Origin of the sequence: Nostoc sp. XA010 (genome assembly GCF_020829625.1) — a bacterium.
Classification (GTDB): domain Bacteria; phylum Cyanobacteriota; class Cyanobacteriia; order Cyanobacteriales; family Nostocaceae; genus Nostoc.
This window is the reverse complement of the sequence record NZ_JAIVFX010000005.1, coordinates 153,418-177,972: the sequence shown is the minus strand read 5'-3', so window position 1 is coordinate 177,972 and position 24,555 is coordinate 153,418. Positions and strand designations below refer to the sequence as shown.

Annotated in this window: 22 protein-coding genes; 9 read left to right on the top strand and 13 right to left on the bottom strand. The window is 42.3% G+C overall.

From position 1 onward, the window contains the following. The first annotated feature begins 2 nt into the window (after window positions 1–2). On the top strand, window positions 3–278 hold the full coding sequence (locus LC608_RS10005; RefSeq protein ID WP_229553391.1) for a hypothetical protein: 276 nt from the start codon (window positions 3–5) through the stop codon (window positions 276–278). Between the two features lie 252 nt (window positions 279–530). Beyond that, a complete protein-coding gene (locus tag LC608_RS10000; protein ID WP_229553390.1) occupies window positions 531–3,935 on the top strand; it encodes a leucine-rich repeat domain-containing protein in 3,405 nt (1,134 codons plus the stop codon). Between the two features lie 114 nt (window positions 3,936–4,049). Here LC608_RS10000 and recG read toward each other — a convergent pair whose 3' ends face one another. The 5 genes from recG to LC608_RS09975 form a co-directional block, all read right to left on the bottom strand. Then, window positions 4,050–6,560 carry an ATP-dependent DNA helicase RecG gene (gene recG / locus LC608_RS09995; RefSeq protein WP_229553389.1) on the bottom strand — a complete coding sequence of 837 codons (2,511 nt, stop codon included), beginning with the start codon at window positions 6,558–6,560 and terminating at the stop codon, window positions 4,050–4,052. A gap of 116 nt (window positions 6,561–6,676) precedes the next feature. Beyond that, window positions 6,677–7,534 (bottom strand): hypothetical protein, encoded by an 858-nt coding sequence (locus LC608_RS09990; RefSeq protein ID WP_229553388.1) that lies wholly within the window; start codon window positions 7,532–7,534, stop codon window positions 6,677–6,679. A gap of 233 nt (window positions 7,535–7,767) precedes the next feature. After that, entirely contained in the window at window positions 7,768–8,712 is a 945-nt protein-coding gene (gene tsf, locus LC608_RS09985) for a translation elongation factor Ts (protein ID WP_229553387.1), read from the bottom strand. 213 nt (window positions 8,713–8,925) lie between these two features. Next, window positions 8,926–9,723: a 30S ribosomal protein S2 gene (gene rpsB, locus LC608_RS09980; protein WP_229553386.1), complete on the bottom strand. Its 798-nt coding sequence runs from the start codon at window positions 9,721–9,723 to the stop codon at window positions 8,926–8,928. 218 nt (window positions 9,724–9,941) lie between these two features. Then, the gene (locus tag LC608_RS09975; RefSeq protein WP_229553385.1) at window positions 9,942–10,856 is read right to left on the bottom strand and encodes a helix-turn-helix domain-containing protein; all 915 of its coding nucleotides are present in this window, start codon (window positions 10,854–10,856) and stop codon (window positions 9,942–9,944) included. Between the two features lie 94 nt (window positions 10,857–10,950). Here LC608_RS09975 and LC608_RS09970 point away from each other — a divergent pair, with 94 nt between their 5' ends. From LC608_RS09970 to LC608_RS09960, 3 genes are read left to right on the top strand one after another with little or no spacing between them, the layout of a single operon-like run. Continuing rightward, entirely contained in the window at window positions 10,951–11,457 is a 507-nt protein-coding gene (locus LC608_RS09970) for an MAPEG family protein (protein ID WP_229553384.1), read from the top strand. 30 nt (window positions 11,458–11,487) lie between these two features. After that, window positions 11,488–11,934 carry a DUF4336 domain-containing protein gene (locus LC608_RS09965; protein WP_229553383.1) on the top strand — a complete coding sequence of 149 codons (447 nt, stop codon included), beginning with the start codon at window positions 11,488–11,490 and terminating at the stop codon, window positions 11,932–11,934. A gap of 55 nt (window positions 11,935–11,989) precedes the next feature. Continuing rightward, on the top strand, window positions 11,990–12,589 hold the full coding sequence (locus tag LC608_RS09960; protein WP_229553382.1) for a DUF4336 domain-containing protein: 600 nt from the start codon (window positions 11,990–11,992) through the stop codon (window positions 12,587–12,589). Between the two features lie 72 nt (window positions 12,590–12,661). Here LC608_RS09960 and LC608_RS09955 read toward each other — a convergent pair whose 3' ends face one another. Further along, window positions 12,662–13,453 carry an HAD family hydrolase gene (locus LC608_RS09955; RefSeq protein ID WP_229553381.1) on the bottom strand — a complete coding sequence of 264 codons (792 nt, stop codon included), beginning with the start codon at window positions 13,451–13,453 and terminating at the stop codon, window positions 12,662–12,664. Window positions 13,454–13,557: 104 nt separating this feature from the next. Between LC608_RS09955 and LC608_RS09950 the strand changes: the two genes are divergently transcribed. Further along, on the top strand, window positions 13,558–14,376 hold the full coding sequence (locus LC608_RS09950; RefSeq protein WP_229553380.1) for a hypothetical protein: 819 nt from the start codon (window positions 13,558–13,560) through the stop codon (window positions 14,374–14,376). 75 nt (window positions 14,377–14,451) lie between these two features. On the opposite strand, the gene LC608_RS09945 is transcribed toward LC608_RS09950, so the two are convergent. The 4 genes from LC608_RS09945 to LC608_RS09930 form a co-directional block, all read right to left on the bottom strand. Next, on the bottom strand, window positions 14,452–15,162 hold the full coding sequence (locus LC608_RS09945; RefSeq protein WP_229553379.1) for a DevA family ABC transporter ATP-binding protein: 711 nt from the start codon (window positions 15,160–15,162) through the stop codon (window positions 14,452–14,454). Window positions 15,163–15,288: 126 nt separating this feature from the next. Further along, the gene (gene devC / locus LC608_RS09940; RefSeq protein ID WP_229553378.1) at window positions 15,289–16,443 is read right to left on the bottom strand and encodes an ABC transporter permease DevC; all 1,155 of its coding nucleotides are present in this window, start codon (window positions 16,441–16,443) and stop codon (window positions 15,289–15,291) included. A gap of 171 nt (window positions 16,444–16,614) precedes the next feature. Continuing rightward, window positions 16,615–18,039 (bottom strand): HlyD family efflux transporter periplasmic adaptor subunit, encoded by a 1,425-nt coding sequence (locus LC608_RS09935; protein WP_229553377.1) that lies wholly within the window; start codon window positions 18,037–18,039, stop codon window positions 16,615–16,617. An 846-nt stretch (window positions 18,040–18,885) separates the two neighbouring features. Beyond that, window positions 18,886–19,623, bottom strand: coding sequence for a phycocyanobilin:ferredoxin oxidoreductase (locus LC608_RS09930; RefSeq protein ID WP_229553376.1), 738 nt, complete (start codon window positions 19,621–19,623; stop codon window positions 18,886–18,888). A 201-nt stretch (window positions 19,624–19,824) separates the two neighbouring features. Here LC608_RS09930 and LC608_RS09925 point away from each other — a divergent pair, with 201 nt between their 5' ends. Continuing rightward, window positions 19,825–20,052 (top strand): hypothetical protein, encoded by a 228-nt coding sequence (locus tag LC608_RS09925; protein WP_229553375.1) that lies wholly within the window; start codon window positions 19,825–19,827, stop codon window positions 20,050–20,052. 28 nt (window positions 20,053–20,080) lie between these two features. Here LC608_RS09925 and LC608_RS09920 read toward each other — a convergent pair whose 3' ends face one another. After that, window positions 20,081–20,674 (bottom strand): nucleoside triphosphate pyrophosphatase, encoded by a 594-nt coding sequence (locus LC608_RS09920; RefSeq protein WP_229553374.1) that lies wholly within the window; start codon window positions 20,672–20,674, stop codon window positions 20,081–20,083. Window positions 20,675–20,814: 140 nt separating this feature from the next. Then, the gene (gene psbP / locus LC608_RS09915; RefSeq protein WP_229553373.1) at window positions 20,815–21,360 is read right to left on the bottom strand and encodes a photosystem II reaction center PsbP; all 546 of its coding nucleotides are present in this window, start codon (window positions 21,358–21,360) and stop codon (window positions 20,815–20,817) included. 729 nt (window positions 21,361–22,089) lie between these two features. On the opposite strand from psbP, the gene dapB reads away from it, so the two are divergent. Then, window positions 22,090–22,926, top strand: a complete 837-nt coding sequence (gene dapB, locus LC608_RS09910) for a 4-hydroxy-tetrahydrodipicolinate reductase (protein ID WP_229553372.1) — start codon at window positions 22,090–22,092, stop codon at window positions 22,924–22,926. 32 nt (window positions 22,927–22,958) lie between these two features. Next, window positions 22,959–23,645, top strand: a complete 687-nt coding sequence (locus LC608_RS09905) for a phosphate ABC transporter permease (protein ID WP_229553371.1) — start codon at window positions 22,959–22,961, stop codon at window positions 23,643–23,645. A 254-nt stretch (window positions 23,646–23,899) separates the two neighbouring features. Here the strand turns inward: LC608_RS09905 and LC608_RS09900 are convergent, their stop codons facing one another. Next, window positions 23,900–24,529 carry a precorrin-8X methylmutase gene (locus LC608_RS09900; RefSeq protein WP_229553370.1) on the bottom strand — a complete coding sequence of 210 codons (630 nt, stop codon included), beginning with the start codon at window positions 24,527–24,529 and terminating at the stop codon, window positions 23,900–23,902. Window positions 24,530–24,555 lie beyond the last annotated feature (26 nt).

Sequence of the window (24,555 nt, the reverse complement as noted above, 5' to 3'; positions counted from 1 at the left end):
CAATGGCTCAAACACTGACTTGGCTGCATCTTTCAGATATCCATGCTTGTAAACCACTAACTGGTTGGGATGCTAAACGAGTTACTGATACTCTCTGCAAGGATCTTAAAAAAATGCAGGAGCGGTATGGGTTAAGACCGGATCTGATTTTTTTTACGGGTGATGCCGCATTTGGTAACATTGGGAGTGGTGCAGGAAAATCAATAGCCGAACAATTTCGTGAAGCCCATGATTTCTTAACAACAGTCCGAGAATCTTTTCAGCCAGCCATTGAGTAACGGAACCTTTTCCTTGTACCGGGTAATCATGACGTTAATCGAAATAAAATCTCAAGGTTCGAGAAACAAGCATTAGAGAGTATTAGCTCACTCGATGAAATTACCAGTTTTATTAAAGATGCTGGTATAGATTGGCAACGAATTATTGGTCGTTTAGACGATTATGCTCACTTCCTACAAACTTATGGTTATGACCATTTACTTACAGGACGAGAGCATTTAATTTATGCAGATGCTCGTGAAGTTGCCGATTTGCGTGTTGGCATTGCTGGTTTTAACTCTGCGTGGTCATCATCAGGAGCAGGTCGCTTAGAATTAGGTAGATTATGGATGGCAGGTCGCTTTCAGTTGGAAACTCTGCTACAAAAACTTCCAAAGAATGATTTTGCTATTGCGCTTTTACATCATCCTACAAATTGGTTGGTTCCTGAAGAAAACCCAAGCTTTGGTAGGCAGTTAGAAAGAGATTTTCCTTTTATTCTACATGGTCATGAGCATCAGGATTTTGTTCGATCTGATGCTTCAACCGGGCATACAGTTATTTCAGCAGGGGCTTGTCATGAATGGTCTGAAAGCAAAAACAATGGCTATAACTTTGTGCAGCTTGACTTTGCAAAAGCAACTGGTGAAGTTTGGTTGCGCCAATACGATTCTACAGGCGGAGGTTGGATTCCTCGCATTATTCACGGTCGAACAGATGATCGAGGATGTTGGGCTTTAGAACATTTAAAGCCTTGGATAGAAAACCTATGTAGTTCTATAGCTGCAAAAAAAAATTCTAACCCTGCTGTAGAAGTATCAATAGATAATATTCCGATTGAGATTACTTCTGAGAGTAAAGTTGATCGAGCAGAAGATTATGAAGTTCGTTATCGTAAAGCTGTCGCTGATAAGTTAGATTATGTGCAGCTTTTTGGCATTGATGTACCCAGAGAATCGAAGGAATATTCATTGACTGTTGCCTATGTATCCTTAAATTTGTCCGATGAAGATAAGGAGACTACAGAAGCGGAAGAATTAGAAGGTGACATTAACGAAATAACAGCTAAAGATCAAATTACATTTCCGGCAGAGCAGGTCTTTGATAATCTTTCTGATAAAGAGCATTTGCTGATACGTGGAGTCGCTGGTAGTGGAAAAACAACCCTTTTGCGTTGGGCTGCTGTTCAATCTGCCAGAAATGAACCTGTTTCTAGAGACACAGCAAGACAAAGGCTAGCAGTGATTAAGCCTTCCTTGAGTAAGCTTGATGGAGAACCTGATATTCAATTTTCAGATAATTCTAGTGACTGGCGACAAAAAATTCCCTTTATTATTCGCTTGCGAGATTGTTCTAATGGTCAGTTACCCCGACCAGGCAAATTTCCTCTTTTACTTGCAAAAGAGCTACCTGATCCTCCCGCCAATTGGATTGATGATATCTTAAACAGTGGTCGTGCCCTGGTAATGTTTGACGGTGTAGATGAAGTTCCGCAGCAAGCGCGGGATGAAACAATGCGGGAAATTCGTCAGTTAGTTAAAACTTACCCAGGTAATTACTATGTGGTGACAACACGCCCTGAAGCAGTTGAACGAGTTGAGTTTATTGAACTTGGGTTTGTATCTGCGCGGGTTGAACCGATGACCCCTCCTGACCGGGACACCTTCATTGATCGCTGGCATGATGCGATGGAGGTTCGTTTACGAAATTGGAACGAACCTACCGATTTACGACCTTTGGCAAAACGCTTAAAGCAGCGACTTGAGGCGACCCCTGCTGTAGCTCGACTGACCAGTAATCCTTTGCTTTGTGCAGTAGTTTGTGCGCTTCATCGGGCACGAAATGAGAACCTTCCAGAAACACCTGTTGAGCTATGCGAAAAGCTATGCGAAATGCTGCTCGATCGCCGCGATAAAGAACGTTTAAGCTTTGAAGCCCAAAAATGGATTGATGAAGCCTATGGAAGATTAGAATTTCGGATTCGTAAAGGATTGCTGTCTCAACTTGCTTTCCACATGGTTAGTTCAGGTGTATCTGCAATTAGTGAAGCCGAAGCCGATCGGCAAATTACTGAAGCGTTAGAAAGTTACAAGCTTTCTCACATCAACGCCATTGCTATTCGTCAAGCACTTGTTGAGCGCAGTGGGATACTCCAAGAATCAAGTGAGCAAAGAATTGAATTTCTGCACAACACTTTAAAAGAGTTTCTCGCCGCTGAACGTTTTGTTAATATCGGTGATGTTCAAATATTAGCAAATAACACTGACGAAGCTTCCTGGCAACCTGTTATTTTGTTTGCTGTTGCACTGCCACGAGATGGTTCTAGGTTTGCTACTGAGCTTGTAAGAGCGGTTCTTGAAAAAACTCCTTTAAATGCTCCATCCAAAGCACGGTCGAAACAAGACCAATTAGAAGCTGCAAAACTCAGGTCAAAGCAGTTCTTTTTCCTTCGGTGTTACACAAATGCCTACCAGCTAAATGATCCAGAAATTAGCCAAGCCTTTACTCAGTTATCAGAACAGCTTTTGCCACCTCAAAATTTGACAGATGCAACAGTCTTAGCATCCTGTGGTGAAGCGATCATACCTTATCTGAAAAAACAAACAGGCTGGAAAGCAGCAGAACGTGCAGCCTGTGTGCGAACACTGGGATTAATCGGTGATCAAAGAGCAAGGGATCTTCTGAAAGAGTTTTTGGATGATTCGACTGTCAAAGTTGCTCAAGAACTAGTGAACTTTGTTGATGATTGGAGCCAAATATCAGTCATTAGACAACACGTTGAAGAAGATGGGCTTCTTCCAATTTCAATTCCAAGAAAATTGCATGACTTAAATTCGTTATCCAAACTGACCAACCTCACATCCCTATATCTTTCAGGAACGCAGGTGAGCGATGTTTCCGCTCTGGCTAACCTGACCAACCTCACAGAGCTAAATCTTTCCAGAACGCAGGTGAGCGATATTTCAGTTCTGGCTGAATTGACCAACCTCGCACAGCTAGATATTTCAAACACGCAGGTGAGCAATATTTCAGTTCTGGCTGAATTGACCAACCTCGCACAGCTAGATATTTCATTCACGCGGGTGAGCGATATTTCAGTTCTGGCTGAATTGACCAACCTCGCACAGCTACATATTTCATTAACACAAGTGAGCGATATTTCAGTTCTGGCTAACCTGACCAACCTCACAGAGCTAAGTCTTTCATTTTTACAGGTGAGCGATATTTCAGTTCTGGCTGACTTGACCAACCTCACACTGCTAAGTCTTTTCTTAACGAAAGTGAGCGATGTTTCAGTTCTGGCTAACCTGACCAACCTCACAGAACTATATCTTTGCAGAACGCAGGTGAGGGATGTTTCAGCTTTAACTAAACTGACCAACCTCAAAGAGCTAGATATTTCACAAACGCAAGTGAGTGATATTTCATCTCTAGCCAATCTGACCAACCTCACATTGCTAAATCTTTCAAACACGCAGGTGAGCGATATTTCCCCTCTGGCTAACCTGATCAACCTCACAGGGCTAAATCTTTCAAACACGCAGGTGAGCGATGTTTCCCCTCTGGCTAACCTGACCAACCTTAAAGAGCTAAATCTTCGAGGCACGCAAGTAAGCGATGTTTCCGCTCTGGCTAACCTGACCAACCTCACACAGCTATATAGCAATCCTAAATGAATCGTGAAAATCTCTGATTTCTCTCTCTGCGTTCTCTGCGCCTCTGCGGTTAATTTATTTTTATAAATGATTTAGGATTGCTATAGTAGCTGTTCATCATCAAGACAAGATAAATTAAGTCAAAATCGCCCCACCCATCAATCGCTCATACCTATACTTCAACTCTTCTTTCATCAAATACCAACGCTCTAAAGTTGCATCCATCTCTATTATTTTCTCTGCTGCTTGCCGCGCTAAAAGTAAAACTTCTTCATCTTCAACCAAACTCGCTAATGTAAAATCTGGCACTCCTGATTGACGAGTTCCTAGTACTTGTCCTGGGCCACGAAAACGCATATCCATCTCAGAGATGAAAAAACCATCCTGAGATTGTTCCAACACCTTCAATCGTTGTTGAGCATCAGGACTTCTGGAACTGCTCATCAACAAACAATAAGACTGAGCCGCGCCACGACCGACACGCCCCCGCAGTTGGTGGAGTTGCGATAAACCAAATCGCTCCGCATTTTCAATGAGCATCACCGTAGCATTAGGTACATCTACACCAACCTCGACAACGGTAGTAGAAACCAAAACCTGCGTTTGGTTATCACGGAATTTGGTAATAGATTCGTCCTTTTCGGCTGAACTCATGCGACCGTGTAGCAGCCCCACTTGAAAGTCTGGAAAAACACTTTCTTGTAGCTTTTGATGCTCGTCAACAGCTGATCGCAGATCCAGTTTTTCTGATTCTTCTACTAAAGGCAAAACCACATAAACTTGCCTACCTTGGGCAATTTCTCGCCGGATGAGATCGTAAGCATGGTTGCGTTGCTGACCTGACAATACTGTTGTCTGAATCTTTTGTCGTCCTGGTGGTAACTCATCAATCTGGCTCACATCCAAATCCCCGTGTATCGTCAGTGCTAACGTTCTGGGAATCGGGGTAGCTGTCATAGTCAACACATGGGGTTGCTCACCTTTTTGCTGCAAACGCGCCCGTTGTTCTACCCCAAAGCGATGCTGCTCATCTATGACTACTAAGCCAAGTTGATGGAAGTTTACGGGGTCTTGAATTAAGGCATGGGTTCCCACTAACAGAGGTAATTCACCAGTTCCTAACTGAGAATGTATTTGTCTTCGTTTAGCAGTTTTAGTAGAACCTGTCAGTAATTCTACTGGTAAATGCAAGAGGTTAAACCAGCTAACTAACTTCCGATAATGTTGTTCTGCCAAAACTTCTGTGGGAGCCATCAGCGCCGCTTGATAGCCAGATTGAATTGCTGCGAGGATAGCTAGTACGGCGACGACTGTTTTACCAGAACCGACATCACCTTGTACCAAACGATTCATTGGTACAGGTTTTTGTAAATCGTTGAGGATATCGTTGAGAACTCGTTGCTGTGCGCCAGTGAGTTGAAAGGGAAGTATTTCGTGGAATTTCTCTACAAGTTGACCGCGTGGAACTAGGATGGCGCTGGTTTGAATCGCCCTTGCTTGCTGCTGACGTTGCAGTAACCCAAGTTGTAGATAGAAAAATTCATCAAAGACTAGGCGACGACGGGCAACTTGTAAGGCGGCGCTATCACTAGGAAAATGGATGTTAGCGATCGCATCTTTCAATTCCATCAAACCATACTTTTGTCGCAAACCACTTGGCAAAGGGTCTTTCAGGCTAGCCGCAGCAGGTAAAGCAGCAATTACCGCCTGTCGTACTGTATTCGCCACCACTCCTTCTGTCAGTCCATAAATTGGCACTACCCGCCCAATATTTAGCGACTCAATCGAATCTCCTGGATTTGCTAAAACCTCTAGTTCTGGATTATCCAGTGTCAAGCCATATTTACTTTCTTTCACCAACCCACACGCCGCCAGAATACTACCTACTGGATAACGGCGTTTTAAACTTTCTTGCCAAGCGCGACTGCTAAAACGTGTACCTGCGTAAAAACGACCAATTTTGATTTGACCACTGTTATCTTTTACTACCAATTCTAAAATTGATAATTTCTGATTTTTAGGGCTAGTAAAGCAGTTACAACGCTTCACTGTAGCCACTATTGTCACCGTCTCACCGGCTTGTAACTCGCGGATATTCACCTGACGCGCATAATCAATGTGGTCACGGGGATAGTAGAAAAGCAAGTCGCGAACGGTGTGTAAACCAAGCCGTGCCAAATTATCAGCTTTTTTTAAGCCTATTTCTGGTAAATCGCTGAGTTTTTGCTCAATATTTGGTGCAAGCCTCCGACTCACCTCAGGGATAATTTTAGATTTTGGGTCGCGCCTTTGGATTTTGGATTGATAAATTCTCCCTTGCTCCCCTGCTCCTCTGCTCCTCTGCTCCCCCTGCTCTCCCTGCTTTCCCTGCTCCTGTTTCTGTAGTTGAGAGAGATATCTACGAGTTTCTGCTACTAAATTTTGTCTTTCTTCCAGTGCTAGATGTGGATAACTAGCAAATTGCACCGCTAGTCCTTGCCAACGGCGGCGTTCAGTTTGGGGTAAGCCTGTTGGAAATTTGCCCAAAGTTAGGCTAAGAAATTCACTAAAGCGGTATTCTCTGCCCATCAAGTCTGTAAAGCCGCGTTCAGCTTCTATTGCCAAGGCTTTGTGCAATCGTATCCAATCTGGTTTTTCATTAGTCATTGGTCAGCAGAGTTAAAAGTAATGAGTAGAAACGCGATTAATCGCGTCTGTACAGGAGTGAGGAGTTAAGAGTTAGGAATAAATAACTCATAACTCATAATTCATAACTCATAACTTTATTCAAACCAACTAGCACGCCATGCAGCTTCGGCTTCAGCGATCGCTCTTTCTCTATGTTTCTTTTGATACTCTCGTCCTAGCTTGTTTAGCTGAACTAAAATACTGCGGATTTGCCTGCGCTCAGAGGAGAGCGCCACATCAGCAAATTCAATTTCTCCTAACCGCAGGTTAATAGCCATGATTTGCGTCAGTCCAGGATCTTCTGACTGCTGCTCATTTTCAATTTCAATTACTAAGTTTAATAAGTTGGGTGGCCCTGGCATTACCTCACCAGACGCTTCTGATGCCGCCGCAGCAGCTGCTGCTAAAATCGGTTCTGGTAATTTTTTAGGCAATACCCCAGATTTTTGTATTAAAACATTAGCATCATGCGACAGTTTTTTCAGTATCTCTTGCGTAACCTCTTCTAAGTTCTGTTGCCATTTTACTAGTTCTATAGGATTAGAGGTGTCGGCAGTGAAAGACTGAGAATTAGAGGTATCCAGAAGTTCAGAAGATAAAGAGGATGTTACTTCTTCATCTCCCACCCTGCGGGAAGCTAAAGCTACATCGCCCTCATCTACCCCAACTTCCTCACTTTGAATACAAGCAAGCAATTTCTCCCCTGCCACTTGCCCCAAGTTGCGGATGGCTTGTTGCAATTGCTGGCGCTGATTCAATGACAAATTCAGAAAGTTTTCAGGATACCCCTGAGTACAAAGGTGGTAACTCGCCAGAATCAACTGTTTTCGTACAGCTAGCCCCAAAGTGGTTAGATAACTAGCATAAGCATTTTGTAATTCTACTGCGATCGCCCGAATCGCTTCTTTTATTCCTGCAATATCCCGTTCAATTCGCTCGATTGCTCTTGCCATATCTTTTCGTTCTTGCCCATGTGAACTATTACATAGTACAAATGTACGAATTTATTTTAGGATAACTTCCCAGAGGATTTTATATTTTAAATTAAATGCGATATTTCGCGTCTCTACTAAAAAAATACAGGCCAGGCTATTTGCTTGACCTGTTTAATAAAGAGTCATTAGTCATTTGTCCTTTATCCTTTGTTCTTGCTAAAGACTAATGACTAATGACCAATGACTAAGTATTACTTAGTACCCATTTGTGCAGCGACTTCATCAGCAAAGCTAATTTCTTGCTTTTCAATGCCTTCGCCAAGTATATAGCGGACAAAGCGGGTAACTTGAATCTCTTCGCCTAATTGCGCCTTTGCTTGCTTCACCAAGTCTTCCACGGAAATACTTTGATCGCGAATGTAAGGTTGATCGAGCAAAGTCAATTCTTTCAGGCGTTTTTCAATTCGTCCCTGAACAATTTTTTCTTTGATGTTATCTGGCTTGTTCGCCAAATCATCCTTGCCCATTTCAATATCTTTTTCCTTTTGGGCAACTTCGGCGGGGATTTGGTCTACGCTCACATACTCAACATTTGGACAAGCCGCAACTTGCATTGCAGTATTCCGTGCCAAGCCTTGGAACTCTTGATTGGTAGCCACTGACTCAGTTTGAGCACCCAGCTCTACCAATACACCAACTCGACCGCCAGTGTGAATGTAGCTGTCTACTACACCTTGTGTGCCTTCTGCTAGTGCAAAATTGATAAAGCGACGCACTTGAATGTTTTCACCGAGCGTAGCAATAGTTTGCTTGATGAATTCTTCTACAGTTGCACTTTCATGTTCAATATAGTGTTGAGCCAACAAAGACTCAACACTATCAGCAGTCGCTGCTTGCTTTGCTAGGTTCTTAACTAAAGCTTTAAAAGCCTCGTTACGAGCAACAAAATCAGTTTGGCAGTTGACTTCTATGAGTACACCCACCCGACCACCGGGCTGAATGTAAGTGTCTACTAGACCTTCTGCCGCAACGCGATCGCTTTTCGCGCCCGCCTTAGAAATGCCCTTTTTCCGTAGCCAGTCTATAGCTTCTTCTATGTTGCCATCAGTCTCTATCAGCGCCTTTTTGCAGTCCATCATGCCGGCACCAGTTTTTTGGCGTAGCTCTTGGACGAGTTTTGCAGATATTTCCGCCATGTTGCCTCAATTCCTAACTTGACCTCGAGTTGTAATCGCTCACGGGTGTTGAGTATTTCTATCTTACTCAGGGCTGGGGTAGAAAAAATAATGAAGTTATGAGGTATGAGTTTTTTCGTCTCTACCTTAGCCTACGATTTGCCGCAGGCTAGGGCGGCTTGCTGCTACTCTGCCAGCCACCGCCCTCCTTCGGACAATTCACCCCTGCTTTACTTATTCGTCTGTTGCTTCCTCGTCGGGAATTACGGCGTCAGTATATTCGGTTTCTTCGTAGTCATCGTCATACTCACTGCCGTCGTAATCTTCGTAATCATCTTCAGCCTCAAGCTGACCGTGACGACCTTCATAAATGGCATCCGCCAATTTTCCAACTATCAGCTTAATTGACCTGATAGCATCGTCGTTTGCTGGGATGGGGATATCTACTACATCTGGGTCACAGTTTGTATCCAGCATGGACACAATAGGAATACTTAGCTTTTGACATTCTTGAACTGCGTTATATTCCCGGCGTTGGTCTACAATCACCACGATATCGGGTACTTTCCGCATTGTTTTAATGCCGCCCAAGTATTTTTGGAGCTTCGTCATTTCCCGACGTAGCATTGATGCTTCTTTTTTCGGTAATAAATCTAGTGCGCCAGTTTCTTCACGGCGTTCTAAATCTTTCAGACGGTCTACCCGTGTTTTGATGGTCGCCCAGTTGGTCAACATTCCGCCCAACCAGCGTTGGTTAATATAGTGGGAACCGCAACGGGTGGCTTCTTGGGCAATAATTCCAGCTGCTTGGCGCTTGGTGCCGACAAAAAGAAATTTTTTCCCTTGTTCTGCGTGCGATCGCATGTAATTGTAAGCATTATCCATCAACTGGGCAGTTTGCACCAAGTCGATAATATGCACACCATTGCGGGAAGTATAAATGTAAGGAGACATTTTTGGGTTCCAACGCCGGGTCTGATGCCCAAAGTGAACCCCTGACTCCATCATTTGAGCCAATGAAACTACTGGCATATTTCTAACTCCTATTCGGGTTAAACCTCCATCCAAGTTGCATCCCCCAAGTGGGAAACACCCGAATTCTCAGATGTGCGAGATTAGTTAACCCTACTAGGTTAACACAGACTGTTGACCCACACTGTTAACCCAATAGAAAAGTTATAAATTGATTGGCAGAGTGAGGGCGAGATAATAGGGCTGCCCACTCAACAATCGGGCACGCCATAACGTTTTCATGTATGGTCTAAAATACTACTCATTTCTTGCTGATAACGCTTGGGAGTTGTGTGTAGCATTCGTTGAAATACAGATGTCATGTGACTCTGGTTGCCAAATCCGGCTTCTGCGGCTACCTGTGCCAGCGATCGCCTTTGGTTTTGTAACAGTTGTTGAGCAAGTTCCAGCCGACACCGGAGGACATATTGATAAGGCGACAGTCCAGTTGTGACTTTAAATGCTCGTGCAAAATGGTAGGGACTGAATCCTACCGTGCCAGCTATGTGGTTCAGGTTAAGTTCTTGGGATAGATGCGCTCTGATGTATTCCAAGACAAACTTTAACGAATTTGGGTCTAAAAACTCTGGCGGACGTTTAAGCCGTTTAGATAGGTTTGAACGTCGGTGAATAATCTGTGCCAACACCGTCGTTGCAACTGATTCTAAATAAAATGCACCACCAATTTGTCCATTATAAAAAAATTCTTGGATAGCGATCGCAGCACTTAAGCCCCAATGAGTCTTGGGAATTTGCCCTGGCTGTAATTCAATTCTTTGTCCCTCTGCTTCCACTTTGACTATTCGCTCTAGAAAAAATTGGGAATATCCAAACACCACAAAACAAGAAGCATCTTCCACCGAACTATAAGTACTGCCTTGAGGCACAATATCAAAACCTCCTGGTAGCGCTTGGTAAGGTTGCAGTCGATCAGTATTGAAAGCAGCAATCCCACGAGTTTCCCCAAAGCTGGTTACCACAAGGTTAAGTGGTGAGCGAATATTGACTTCTAAATGTCCTGGCGGAATGATTGCTACCATCAACTCTGGTGTTTCTAACCAGTGTCCCCACTGGGGTAGAGCTTCTAATGGGGGCTGATCTAGGGGAATTTTCCGTTCTGGGGGATTGAACAAAAACTCTTTTAGCAGATTCATAAAGCAGATTTCGATATTCCGCAAGAATTGAAAAGACAGTAACAATTGCAGCCAGGTATTTTCAAAGTTAGAATTTTGATTCGAGTGATTGCTAATGCCTGTTCTGATTCCTATTTCAACCTTCTTTATCGGCTGTCATGGGCTACTTGCTGTGGGTTTGTCCTATCGAGTGGCAATGGAACGCACCCGTACTCGGATTTGGCATGGTGCATCTTCATCTGAGGTAGCTTCACAGCCCAATTACCTAGATCATCCGAATGCTTGGGCAGAGTTTGTGGAAAATATAACACAACAATCTATTTTCACGAAAAACATAGAAGATGGGGCGTTGCAGCGTACTATCCGAGCGCATGGTAACTTTACAGAATACGTACCCCTTAGCCTCATGTTCCTAATTGCCCTAGAGTGGATGCAGGCTGGGAGGGGACTGTTGTGGATGCTAGGTACTCTACTGACACTAGCTCGGATTGCCCATGCCTGGGGATTAATACAGACTTATGGCCCATCACCGGGCAGGGCGATCGGTTTTTTCGGAACTTGGTTAGTTTATATCGTCGGCAGTCTGGCTTGTCTTTACTACAGCGTCCAGCAATTTTTATAGTCCAGCGACGACCCTAACTGCAAAATTATCATGCTTAAAGCAATTGATACCGACCTTTGGGTTGCTGAACAACCCCTAAAATATTTTGGCTTGGAAGTAGGGACGAGAATGACTGTGATTCGTCTGACCAGTGGTAAATTAATGGTTATCTCACCTATTGCCATGGATGACGCAACTATCAATGAGCTAAATCAATTGGGAGAATTGACACTCTGCGGTCTAAAGACACGCAGATTCTCTAAGACTTGCTTAAAAGGGATAGTCAAATATCCCCCTAGACGCTCAAAACAACTACCAGTACCAGAGGTATTGCAATTGCGCTTACTTAGGATTCAATTAATGCTTTGGGAGTTCATCACAAGCCAGTTCGGTACGCTCCATGTTTTCCCATTACTTGTTTACCCAGGGCTACAACTTGTGCAGGTACGAGGTAAATCAGGGGTCGCTCCTTACAAAACACTTCGAGTGCGTAGATGATTATTCCTACTCACATCACTAATTCTATCATTTTTCACGGTGGTTAAAACCACCCGTGGCGTGTTTCCTCCACGCACCTTTTGTCAAGTGGCGTATCCTCTCGACCCGCGATGTTTTTGTGATTTTCATTGTCGTCCCCAACTTGTATCATCATTTATTTGTTGCTGACTTCAAGCTGTATTACCCTCGTGCCAAACTATGGGCAGTGTCTGGTCTAGAGCGCAAACGACCAGATTTGCAAATCGACCAAATTATTAGCGATCGCAGCATTCACCTGATTGATGGGGTTGAGTATTTATTAGTACAAGGATTCAACACATTGGATACTAGCGGATGTTCACCGCTCAATGAATGGGTCTTTTTTCATATCAAAAGCAGAACTTTAATTGTCACCGATACAGTTTTTCATTTTGATAATCAATGTTCACCAAGCACAAGATTAATAGCCAAACTTATAGGTGGTTACAACCAACTTCGTCCATCGTTATTGGAAAAATTTGCAACTCAGGATAAAGTCAAAGTCAAATGGTCAATTCAACAGCTTCTCACTTGGGATTTTGAACGAGTAATTATGGCGCATGGCAGCATAATCGAACAAGATGGTAAATCTCAGTTTAAAGCAGGTTATGAGTGGTTTTTAGAAATGTCCTTGTAGCGATACTTCTAATAAATACAGTAGCCGTGATGATTGTAAAATCAGTGCTACGAGATTATGTTTTCCCTAACTTTAGATGTGCAAGCTTTTCAAAATATAACTAGATAACTCACAAAATCCTTCCCCTTCGGCAGCGTTAGTAATATAAGTAGGGAGATATTTCAACTGATTCACGTATTCCAGTACGTTTGCCACGCCTACAGAAATAGGAAAATAACGCTGATCAAATAAACTTTCATCATTGGGGCTATCGCCAACAGTGACAATTTGTTCTGGTGAGTACTGGGGCAAATATTCGCGCAATACTTGCAACAATCCCACAGCTTTATCTTGCCCTTGGGGTTTAATGTGACACTGCACGTTGCTATAGGTAAATCCCCAACCCATTTGTTGACAGAGATTCTCTAAGGTTTGTAGTTCGTCTTGATGCAAACCAGCTACATCAAAAGTCCAATCGGTGATGCGAAAGCGATTATCAGCAGATTCTTGGATTTGAGGAAATTTGGTTTGTAAATTCTCAAAAGTTGTAGCCAAGTGCTGGCGATGTTTAGCTAAATCGAGAATGGGTGTTAAGACTACTGGTTTCTGGTTTCCAGGTGGAAAGTACAAACCGCCATTTTCTGCCATAGCACCTGCCACTGGCATAATCGCACTCAATCCGCTTACCCACCCAGCAGAACGTCCTGTGACAATCAGCACCTTAATATCAGCTGCCGCTAAATCCTCTAAAGCTTGCAGCAGCGCTGAAGTAAATTTTCCTTGTCTAGTCAGAGTGCCATCCATATCTGTAGCTATAAGACGAATATTGCTCAAGCTTGTAGATGAAAACTCAGACAGGGCAAGGATGCTCTGATGTCTAGACATAGGTGGTTTGTAAAAGGCTGTAAAAAATATTAATCATACAGCAAGATGGCATTGAAGATTTGGGCATCCTAAACATCAGGAGTCAAGTTTTTCAGTTTCCAACCATGTCCACTTCGATGTTTCTTGCCCAATCCTCCGGGATAAAGACTAAAAAGGCATCCCAGGAAGTGCCAGCAAGTAATCCTCAAATACCACCATTATTGTTGGTAACTTCAGGAGGGCTGGCTTTAGTGGTGATTGCTTTGATTGTATATAGTAAGCTCCAGAAGGATAAGCTGGAGAAAAAACTTAAGTTTGAACAATTCCGTGCGCGAGAATTAGAGAAAAAATTTAAACTGGCGCTGGAAACGATTCGCAAAATGGAAACTAATCCTGATTTGGTCAACTCACGAGACTTTAACCTGGATTATCTGCGAATGCGGATGGCGGAGGAGGTGTTTCATTTTGCAATCCTTAATCAAGTGAAGATTCAGATCAAAGAAAAAGTTACTCAAGCCCTGCGTCCAAATCAAGCACAACTTGGATCAGTCGGAATTGCTAATAGCGCTGGACGGCAAGTAGATGAAATTTTTGATGTAGAGTATGAAACTGGTAGTCTAGGGAACTCTGCAAAAAAAGTACTATTTCGGATTCAAATCCGGTTAATGAAGTTACCAACGCAAGCGACTTCTGCAACTATTAGTCAAATTATTGACTGTATAGAAACTTACCTAAGCCCCATAGAAAACGAGGATAGTTGGCAACCAACAATTCAAGGTCGGATTGCTAGTATGCATTGGGATCAAAAGGCTAAACCTACGCCTCTACTGGTGCTGGAGCAATCAAATGAAGGCGTGAATGTGACTTTTCGTACTAGTCGCCAACCAAATGCTCCAACTTCGCCAAACCAACCTGGAATGAAAAAATCAGGTTCGGCTAGATAATAAATTATGGTTGTTATTAGTCATTGGTCATTAGTCATTAGGTATTCACAAAGGACAAATGACTAATGACTAAAATCATGGCTGAATAACTGCATTTGGGGAATTACGGGTTAAAAGACCATCTTCCATTTCTACGATGCGATCGGCTATATCTAAAATGCGGTTGTCGTGTGTCACTAATAAGATAGTAGTTCCCTGATTTTTGGCTAAACTCTGCATTATTTCTACGACATCGCGCCCTGATTGTTTGTCTAATGCTGCTGTTGGTTCGTCTGCTAGCACTAGTGGGGGACGATTCACTAAGGCGCGAGCGATCGCAATTCTTTGTTTCTGTCCACCAGAAAGATTATCTGGGTAGTAATCAACTCGTTCTTCTAGACCCACAGACCCCAGCATAGCTTTTGATTTAGCTACTGCTTCTGTTTTAGAAATATTATCATTCAATTCTACAGCCATTTGCACATTTTGCTTTGCTGTCAAGAACCCTAGCAAATTGTGAGCTTGGAAAATATAACCAATATTGCGTCGCATCTGCACCAGTTTATTTTGACTGACGCCAACGAGTTCTTCGCCTAAAAATTTTAAACTTCCCTCTTGTACAGACCGCAAACCACCAATTAAGCTCAGTAATGTTGTTTTGCCTGAACCCGATGGCCCGGTCATAATTACAATTTCACCTGAATAAATTTCTAGGTTGATGTCAAATAATATCTGTTTTCTCAGTGGCCCTTTGCCATAGTAATGGTTGAGATTTTTAATGGAAATTACAGGCTCTTTTTCTATCATATTCTTATTAGTTACAAGTTAACAGTTTTGAAGCTTAACTGTAGCGCCTATCAATAATTAAGCTTTCTTAATTATTGATTATGAACTAGAGTTCTCAATAATTTATTTTAATTAATATTGACTTAATTAAAATATATCTGCTGGATCGGCAGAACGTAATTTGCGGACTGCGATCGCACCAGAAATAATGCACATTAGCATAGTTAAAATCAACACCATTACCGCCCGATCAAAACTCATAAAAACTGGTAAAAGTGTTGCATCTCTGGCACTTTTATACATAAATAAAGAAAAAACTATTCCAGGGAAATATCCTAAAACTGCTAACAACAAAGCCTCTTGAAGAATGACGGTTAATAAATAATTCTGTGTATAACCTATTGCTTTAAGAGTAGCGTACTCAGCTAAGTGATCTGCAACTTCTGTATAAAGAATTTGATAAACAATCACAGTTCCCACGATGAAACCCATGACAGTCCCTAATGTAAAGATAAACCCAATAGCTGTACTATTTGCCCAATAATTTCGCTCAAAATCAATAAATTCTTGCTTAGTTAAAACATTTACTTCATTAGGTAAATATTTTCGCAATTCTTGGGCAACAACGTTAGCATCCGCTCCCGGCTTTAATCTAATTAGCCCAATATCAATTAATCCTTTTTGACGATTATTGAATATCCGCAAAAAGTTAATATCACTCGTAATTAAATTACCATCTGCACCAAATGATGCACCTAATGTAAATAGTCCTTCGACTTTAATTCGCCGCCTTCGCACTTCTGCTGTTACAGTCTTTCCTTGGTCATAATTAGCAGTAATTGGGCCATATTCCACTCTAGAAGAACGATCAAATAGAACTACATCAGGCAGTTTAAGTTTATCTAAATTTTCCTGAACTCCAGGTAAGTTAACTATGTTAGTTTCTGGGTTCATTCCAAATATCAGGATACTACGAGGGCGGCCTGTTACAGGATTTTTCCAGATTGTAAAGTCCAAATATATCGGATGTACCGATTGTACTGCGGGTAACTCTAAAGCTTTATATAACCGTCTTTGAGAAAAACTTCTCATGGCCAGAACAGCACTGGATTGGCTATTGATTAAAACAATATCGCCCTGTAAGCTGTTATGAAATCTAACGTTACTATAATATAAGGCATCTCGGAAACCGAGTTGCATAAACATTAAAATATCAGCAAAGGAAATTCCTGCTAAAGCCACAGCTAGGCGAGTTTTTTCTCTTGTCAGTTGTAGCCACGACAGAGGGATTTTTTGACTCATTTTATAGGCATCCAAGCACAGCTAGCAATTTTAGATTTGTCATTGAATTCATTCGGATGACTTGGCTCGAATTTATAAAATGCTTAAAATTGATTAGGCAACTTAATTCAGAACATTTGTAATCCAAAATATCAAATCATAAATTGGTATTACTGCTCGCCAAGAACTTGATTAGTTATTAATATCGACAACAACTTTGGCGTAAGTTAAACCAGAAACTTTCTGGCTATCTTCTGGAGACAGAGCAATTTTCACTTCTACGACTCTGGCATCCACATCTGCTGCTGGATCTGTATTCAGGACATCTTTTTTACCAATTTTTCTGCCAATTTCAGTGACAGTTCCCTTTAATTCGCCGCTAAATGCTCCATTATCGCTGCTGATAGTGGCGTTTTGACCAATACGCACTTTACCAATACTGTCTTCAGCGACTTCAGCAATGACAAACATTTGGCTAGTTTGTCCAATTTCAGCAATGCCGTTTGCACCGATCGCTTCGCCTGATTTGGTGTAAACTTTTAAAATCTCTCCAGCAATTGGTGCTTGAACGTAGCTTAACTTTAGTTCTGCTTCGGCTCTTCTGATATTTGCGATCGCATTACTAACTTGGGCTTGCGCTATTTGCACACCGGTAGGACTAACGTCTAAGATTCTACTCAGTTTGGCCTTTTCTTCATCGATTTGTCTTTGCAAAGTTGCTACGGTTTTATCACGGTTAACTTTGGCTTCGATTAGCTGCTGTTGCAAAGTTGCTAAATTTTGTATTTGAGTAGCTCTGGCTTCGGCAATTTGCTGTCGCAGGGTTGCCAATGTCTGCCTTAGCGTAGCTTGGCTTTCAGCAACCTGTTGATTAGAAGTTACTGCACTCAAGCGTCTTCTGTCCCGCTCTTGCTGAGAAATAGCACCTTCTCTGTATAAATAATCATACCGTCCGGCATCGACTTGAGCATTGCGCTGTTCGGCTCGAATACGTGCAACTGTTGCTCTTAGCGCATCTCTTTGCCCACTGAGTTCAGCTTCTAAGCGATTCACGGTTGCTTGTTGGACAAGTTTATCACCACTTAACTGGGCTGCAATCCGCGCGATCGTTGCTTGCCCTGCATTCCTTTCCCCAATTAACTGCGCTTGTAGGCGAGCAATAACTGCTCTTTGGGCTTGAATATCTCTTGGAGATCCGGCTCTAATTTGCGCTAAATTCGCACGGGCTTCTTGCACTTTGGCTTTTGCCTCTTGTAGTCCGGCTATTTGGGTATCGCGGTTATCCAAAATTGCGATAATTTGGCCTTGCTTTACCTGTTCACCCTCTCTCACCAGAAGTTGCTGAATTCGTGACGATGGTGCTAATCCTGATGATGGCGCAGATAATTTAACAACTTCGCCTCGCGGTTCCAAACGCCCTACAGCACTAATGCTATTGCTAGATGGCATTACGGGGGCAGATGTAGTTAATTTTCTTAACTGCTCGATTTTAGCTGTACCTAGTATCCCAGCAGCGATTACTATTGGCACGGCTACAGCGATGCCCCACCAAATTTTAGGTTGTTCTTGATTAAATGCCTGCTCACTTGGCTTTGGTTTTTCAGTCACCCTTGACATAGTATGTTGCCCATTTACCTGAATTGTGCTGATGGAAGTAAAAATAAAAGGGTTTTTAATCAACAGCCAGCCGCTTAGGACAAACAACAGTGGTTTAAAGCTGGGTATCGCTTAAAATTCATTGCGTGATGAACGTCAACACTATGGCTTTATAAAATGATGTTTTCTATAGTGCTTCTTGTTTGTATGCAATACATTTTGACCTCACTTCCATTCCTCTCTCCTAAAAGGAGAGAGGCTTTGAATATTACCCCCCTTCTCTTGTAGGGAAGGGGCTGGGGTTAGGTCTGTATTGAAACCTAGAAACGCTATATTAGCTGGCTATTCAATAACTCTGAGTATTATTGAGACAGGAGTGCAATGGACGTTAGCAAAATTCATAAGCAGTATGAATTTAGATATATAGACACGATGTATCGTATCTCTACACAAAATCCCAAATTGGTATGATGCGGTACTTTACTGCTACATTCACTACGACTATAGTTAATCACAAAATTGAAAAGAAATGTCAAAAATAGACTGTTGCCTTTGGTGGATACAATCTTGGTACAAAAGTTAGTCTTCCTTAAGTGAATCAAGGATTAATTAACTAAAAAATATCTGTCAACTTGAGCATTTTTAACATTAGAGTTTCCTTAAGTTTCTGGTCAATGACTTAGCAAGGCTAGTTGCTTGCACCATCTATCAAGACAACAAACCATTTTGTGATATTTGCTTCAAAGACCTTACTATTCTCCCTGTTGCTGTTTTGGGACTCCATTAAACTCTCGTTGAATGAATTCTACATTTATCCGTTACGCGAAAACGTAACAGAGCCTACAGATGGGGGAGATGAGGGGATGATTAAGTTGGGAGGTCGAATAGAACTGTGGTCATGTAATTTTCTGCCCAAGCTGGGCCAAAGGCTTTTTCTAGTACGCGGCGAGTTTTATCGTTTTGCTGCTGTTTGGTGCAGTAGTTGTGTTGTCCGGCGAGATTTTGTGTAACTTGTTCAGATGAAACTGGATGTGAGGCGATCGCTTGGGTGCAATGAATGTCTAAAAATTCTCGCACACGCGAGAGAAACATTGTTTCTTCTTCAGGGGAACCGGGGCGCACAAAGATACAAAAATTTGAAAAAATATCTCCCCATTCTGGTAATTCACGGGGTTGGGAAAAGTTAAGCACTGTTAGTTGTGTCAGTGCAGAAGTATAAGATTCTGGTAAGGTGCGCTCTAATTGAATAGGAGAAAGGTCTGCGATCGCAGCACTAATTTGCCCTCTACCTCCAACTAAATCGCAACCAAACATCGGCAGGTTGTATTCTGGACGGGGAAACATCACGCAGTGCAAAATATCCAGCATATTTCCGATTTTTGCCAGTTCCAAATGCATTTTTCGGAACTGTGGCGTTTGATAGCAACGGTTTTCAATTGTCAGTTTTTCCCCTTCTAGTCTACCTTCCACATACCCCAACTCATCAGGCAAATGGTAGGGCGATAAATCCAGGTGCTGATGCCAAGCTGCCTCAATACAATCAGCTAGCTGACGAATTAGGGGATGTTGTTGCTCACGCAGCGAGGGTATAGAAGTAAATGACATATTCTAGTTGGGAATGCGATCTAGTGGCCAGTCTACAACCTGTTGTGTCATAGCTGTTGTGGTCTGCAATATAAGCAAACACTTACACCCAGCCAACGTAAATTTATAAGACAGATCCTTTTCAGAAGGATTATTTATTTTGTAGTCTAGGTTACAGAATTAATTTGAGATTAGCCCATTCGTAAAGGCTAATAGAAAGCTATGAAACTAGATTCTCGTAGACCAGATTTCCCTGTGCAACCAAGAAGGCACAATCTGGAAGGTTTGCAGCAGTTAAAAGCTTCTACTTGGGTGAAGCTTTTGCAACTTCCCAATCCCTTTAGTTTTGACGAAGCACTTTTATTGTGTCAGGTTTCAACAGATGAGTGGCTAGCCTGGGTTCCAGATCATGGGGAGGCAATACTCAATATCAGGCAATTTAGTTATTAGTCATTGGTCAATAACTTTGGACAAAAGACTATTGCCAGAAATCAGTGGCATCGTATCCTAGTTCCCCTAGCATGTGCCGCAGCAGGGGTAAGCTGAGTCCAATTACATTGGTGTGACAGCCTTCAATTTTTTCGACAAAGAAACTACCAAAACCTTCAATTGCAAAGGCTCCAGCACACTTAAGGGGTTCACCAGTGGCAACATAAGCAAGAATTGCGCGATCGCTCATTTGGGCAAAGTAAACTCTTGTAACTTGAGACTTGACTATAGTACGGTTTTGGGATAAATCCATTAAGGCATGACCCGTGTACAAATCGCCAAAGTTACCTTGCATTATCTGCCAACGTGCGATCGCTTCAGAAGTGTCTGGTGGTTTGCCGTAAATTTCACCATTCATGGACAAAACCGAATCACAACCCATAATCAAAGCCGATTCAAACTGTGGGGCTACAGTTTCCGCTTTGTATTGGGCAAGAGTTTTGACCAATTCTGCTGGTTCACTTAATTCAATTTGCGACTCATCAAAATCACTTGCTCGCACTATCGGTTCAATACCAACAGTTTGCAACAAGCGGCGTCGGGCTGGGGAAGCTGAGGCAAGTACAAAAGGTGGAATTTTCATGATATTTCTGACAAACTTCGTAATTGGAAATAGGCATGAGACATTAAAGAGGCAAAGGGGCGGGGAGCAGGGGGCAGAGGGGAAAATTATTCTCCCTTGCTCCCTGCTCCCCTGCTTCTTCCCCATTCCCCACTCCCCAATTAATAAATAGTAAAAGAATTGACAACCTCATCAATCATTCGTTTAACTCTCGGCCAGCGTTTTTCAGGAATTGAGGCGTTGAGGGTAAAAACTTTACCACGGCTAACAGCGACGCTGGCGATGTTGTGTCGTTGCTGTTGATTGGGGAGTTTAACCTCATACTCTAAAAGGTAGTATATTTTACCGTCTACTTCTCGCTGTGCAGCATTGACTAATTCAGCTGAACGACCAGAGCCAGGAGGTGCAAGAGCTGCTTTTCCCAACTTATATCCCACTTCTGTTGGGGTTCCCAATTCTGACAAAGTTTTGCCTTCTGGCACTGGGCTAATCACAACAGAAACATTTTCAGACACCTCAATCAAATCGTGGAAAACTACATCTGGCCCGTTAGCAACTTTAACTTGCAGCCAGCCGTTAGGATATAAAAACTGATAGCCATCATTAGTGTCTACAAAGCTTTTGAGTCCAGATGCTGCCGCTACATCAGAATTACTCAGGCTGAAGCTCAATACCAATAGCAAAATTAATATAATTCGTTTCCACATTTTTACAGATTCCTTTGGGCTGGAGATAACACCAAGCTTGTATCATTTCTCGTTATTATTCTCCCACCAACCGACACGCTTCGGATGAGGCATTATATGGTGAAGCAGGAGGCAAGCAAATCATGCCTTAATTTGAAGAGAGGATGATTTGGAGTTACTGAACTCTTGTAAAGTTGTAACCCTACCCGCCTCGGAATGAATTCCAAGGCTAATAGCTCAAGCCATCTCAAAGATGACTAAAGAAAAGTTAAAGAAATTAAAGGCTAATTGAAAACACAAAAAACCCCGACTTCATAGCCGAGGTAGATGGGAGAATTCCAAATGTCGATGGGATATACCGATGCCGAAATCTTTTTTTCTTAGCTAACACCAGTTAGATAGTTAAGTTTGGTTTTTGCTAAGTTATGTAAATAAATTTAACAATAATATTACAAATTGTCAACTATACTTGACAAAAAAAGACTGACAACTCTCATAAGAAGTACTTATCAGGGACAGTATGGGATTCTTTTTGAAGGTGTGGTGGGTGAAGTAGCGAAAACACAATAGTTACTGGCTAAGATAGTGAGATGAAAATGAGAACCCATTTACTGTAGAGAGTAGAAAAACTGAGCGATTAACTGGATAAATCAGGGTAGTTGGAATTAAGCCAGAGATTTGAGAAGCTAGCTACTAGATCACTAAAGTCTTTACAATTCCTTTGTTACCTCAAAAAATATTTCTCGACCTATGACGAATCAAGCTCCTATCCCGGTTATTGTCAACGGTGCTGCTGGTAAAATGGGCCGTGAGGTGATTAAGGCGGTGGCACAAGCGCCAGACTTAAACCTAGTGGGTGCAATTGACCACAGTTTAGAACATCAAGATAAAGACGCTGGAGAGTTGGCGGGTTTAAGCGAACCCCTGGAAGTACCAATTACCAATCAATTAGAACCGATGTTAGGGTATGTGGCTGGCGACAGACACTCTCCTCCAGGAGTGATTGTAGACTTTACCCATCCCGATTCAGTTTATGACAATATTCGTAGTGCGATCGCCTACGGTATTCGTCCAGTAGTCGGCACTACTGGGTTAAGTCCAGAACAAATTCAAGACTTGGCAGACTTTGCCGACAAAGCTAGCACTGGTTGTCTAATTATTCCTAATTTTTCCATTGGCATGGTGCTATTGCAACAAGCCGCGATCGCAGCCTCTAAATATTTTGACCATGTGGAAATTATCGAACTGCATCACAACCAAAAAGCTGATGCTCCCAGTGGTACTGCCATTCAAACGGCGCAGTTATTAGGAGAATTGGGTAAAACTTTTAACCCTGCTCTTGTAGAAGAAACGGAGAAAATACCAGGAGCAAGGGGTAGTATAGCAGATGAAGGAATTAGAATTCATAGCGTCCGCTTGCCAGGATTGATTGCTCATCAAGAAGTTATTTTTGGCGCAGCAGGACAGATTTATACTTTACGACATGATACGAGCGATCGCGCTTGTTATATGCCAGGAGTGCTACTAGCGATTCGCAAAGTCTTAGCGCTAAAGTCGTTAGTATATGGATTAGAAAAAATACTTTAAACACACTATTGCTCATTCATTACTCAGCACTCATGTTAGTACCACTGACTCGCCAGAAATTTGAACAAGTTGTCCCCCTAATTGCAACTGGTTTGCAGTACAAGTACTACTGGGGGAAGTTCTCAAATTTTTTGCAACGGCTGTTAATTTCTGTAGTTGCCGTAGTTGTTATATTGCTTGTAACAGTCATTTTTAAGCTTGAGTTTGCTTCAATAGTATTTGTGCTGGGAGTAATTAGCGCTTTTTTTTGGCTGTGGTATCCAGTGTTTCAAGCAAGTATGCGGAATTTGCAATGCCGCCGTTATAAGTATGGCGGCTTTTTCCGTGGTCGAGTGCTAGATTGGTGGATTACAGACCAGTTGATGGGTAAAACCGAAACAGTCAACAGCAAAGGCGAATTGGTAATTATAGAAAATCGAGAAAAACAGATTAACCTAGAGGTGGGTGATGAAACAGGATTTAGCATTGAGTTTGTAGCACCATTACGTTCTGCCCACAAAGTTATTACTCGCGGTCAAATTGCAGAAATGGTAGTAATGTCAAATCGCCCAGATTTGAGCAGTATTGAAGAATTCAGCGATATATACTTTCCTAGCCGTGACTTGTGGGTTAGCGATTATCCTTATTTACGGCGAGATTTCTTTAACGAAGTTGGTCGCCGCTTGCGTGAAGACCAACAACAAAAGCCACGTCGCCGGCGGCGTAGCACAGAAGAGTAAACTAGTTAGTAATCAAAAGATTTACGAACGAGAGAATCCAGGCTCCTGGCTCGGCACTAATTAGGGACTTCCAAATAAAAAAATAATCAATCGTGATTGGTAAGCAGGGGGAGCAGGGGAAGAAGAAATCGGATAGTCGTATTGGATACAGGAATTGAGTAATTTAATTTTTGGAAATCCCTTAACAAAAATATCTGAATCTTCAATATTTTAAAATAGTATTTGCCATAGAGAGTCCGATAGAGTCAACATTCCTAACTCCCGCGATTTCCATCTTGTCCATAGGCTTGCCAAGCCAAGTCTACCAATCCATCAACGATCGCAGCTGCTACAACTGCATTACCTTTGCGGCTGTCAATTGTAATGTGAGGCACTAAGGAGTCTTGTAAACGCCCCTTCGCTTCATCAACATCTATAAATCCCACTGGAGTTGCAATTATCAAAGCAGGTCTAATTTCCTCAGCTTCAATTAAATCAACCAGTGCTGTTAGTGCTGTTTGCGCTTGTCCCACCACAAAAATGCCCTCTGGATAACGCCTTGCTAAGGTTTCTATTCCCCATGCTGCCCGAGTTTTTTCTTTTTGAGGACGTGTCAGAGCTTCCATGCTGCAATATAGGGGATTAGCAAAGGTGTTTTGAATCTCGTAGGCAATACCTACTTGCACCATTGGAACATCTACCACAATTGTAGTACGCGCGGCTAGTGCTGCTGCTCCTGCTTGCAAGGCACGCTCAGAGAAACGAATCAAAGACTTATACTCAAAGTCAGCTGTAGAGTATATTACCCGACGTACAATCTCATACTCTGCGGGTGAGAAAACATGATTTTCAATTTCACTATCAATGATTGCTAAACTTTGAGCATCAGTTACGTGCCATTCCATTTTTGTTGAGCTTCTCAAATATTAGC

Excerpts from the sequence above, each read along its gene's own strand:
- LC608_RS09975 (WP_229553385.1), bottom strand. The coding sequence starts at position 10,856 with ATGAATCTGCTAAAAGAGTTTTTGTTCAATCCCCCAGAACGGAAAATT.
- LC608_RS09905 (WP_229553371.1), top strand. The coding sequence starts at position 22,959 with ATGTTAGTACCACTGACTCGCCAGAAATTTGAACAAGTTGTCCCCCTA.
- LC608_RS09945 (WP_229553379.1), bottom strand. The coding sequence starts at position 15,162 with ATGATAGAAAAAGAGCCTGTAATTTCCATTAAAAATCTCAACCATTAC.
- LC608_RS09950 (WP_229553380.1), top strand. The coding sequence starts at position 13,558 with ATGTCCACTTCGATGTTTCTTGCCCAATCCTCCGGGATAAAGACTAAA.
- LC608_RS09925 (WP_229553375.1), top strand. The coding sequence starts at position 19,825 with ATGAAACTAGATTCTCGTAGACCAGATTTCCCTGTGCAACCAAGAAGG.
- devC (WP_229553378.1), bottom strand. The coding sequence starts at position 16,443 with ATGAGTCAAAAAATCCCTCTGTCGTGGCTACAACTGACAAGAGAAAAA.
- LC608_RS09930 (WP_229553376.1), bottom strand. The coding sequence starts at position 19,623 with ATGTCATTTACTTCTATACCCTCGCTGCGTGAGCAACAACATCCCCTA.
- recG (WP_229553389.1), bottom strand. The coding sequence starts at position 6,560 with ATGACTAATGAAAAACCAGATTGGATACGATTGCACAAAGCCTTGGCA.
- rpsB (WP_229553386.1), bottom strand. The coding sequence starts at position 9,723 with ATGCCAGTAGTTTCATTGGCTCAAATGATGGAGTCAGGGGTTCACTTT.
- LC608_RS09965 (WP_229553383.1), top strand. The coding sequence starts at position 11,488 with ATGCTTAAAGCAATTGATACCGACCTTTGGGTTGCTGAACAACCCCTA.
- LC608_RS09970 (WP_229553384.1), top strand. The coding sequence starts at position 10,951 with ATGCCTGTTCTGATTCCTATTTCAACCTTCTTTATCGGCTGTCATGGG.
- dapB (WP_229553372.1), top strand. The coding sequence starts at position 22,090 with ATGACGAATCAAGCTCCTATCCCGGTTATTGTCAACGGTGCTGCTGGT.
- LC608_RS09900 (WP_229553370.1), bottom strand. The coding sequence starts at position 24,529 with ATGGAATGGCACGTAACTGATGCTCAAAGTTTAGCAATCATTGATAGT.
- LC608_RS09990 (WP_229553388.1), bottom strand. The coding sequence starts at position 7,534 with ATGGCAAGAGCAATCGAGCGAATTGAACGGGATATTGCAGGAATAAAA.
- LC608_RS09920 (WP_229553374.1), bottom strand. The coding sequence starts at position 20,674 with ATGAAAATTCCACCTTTTGTACTTGCCTCAGCTTCCCCAGCCCGACGC.
- LC608_RS10005 (WP_229553391.1), top strand. The coding sequence starts at position 3 with ATGGCTCAAACACTGACTTGGCTGCATCTTTCAGATATCCATGCTTGT.
- tsf (WP_229553387.1), bottom strand. The coding sequence starts at position 8,712 with ATGGCGGAAATATCTGCAAAACTCGTCCAAGAGCTACGCCAAAAAACT.
- psbP (WP_229553373.1), bottom strand. The coding sequence starts at position 21,360 with ATGTGGAAACGAATTATATTAATTTTGCTATTGGTATTGAGCTTCAGC.
- LC608_RS09935 (WP_229553377.1), bottom strand. The coding sequence starts at position 18,039 with ATGTCAAGGGTGACTGAAAAACCAAAGCCAAGTGAGCAGGCATTTAAT.
- LC608_RS09955 (WP_229553381.1), bottom strand. The coding sequence starts at position 13,453 with ATGTCTAGACATCAGAGCATCCTTGCCCTGTCTGAGTTTTCATCTACA.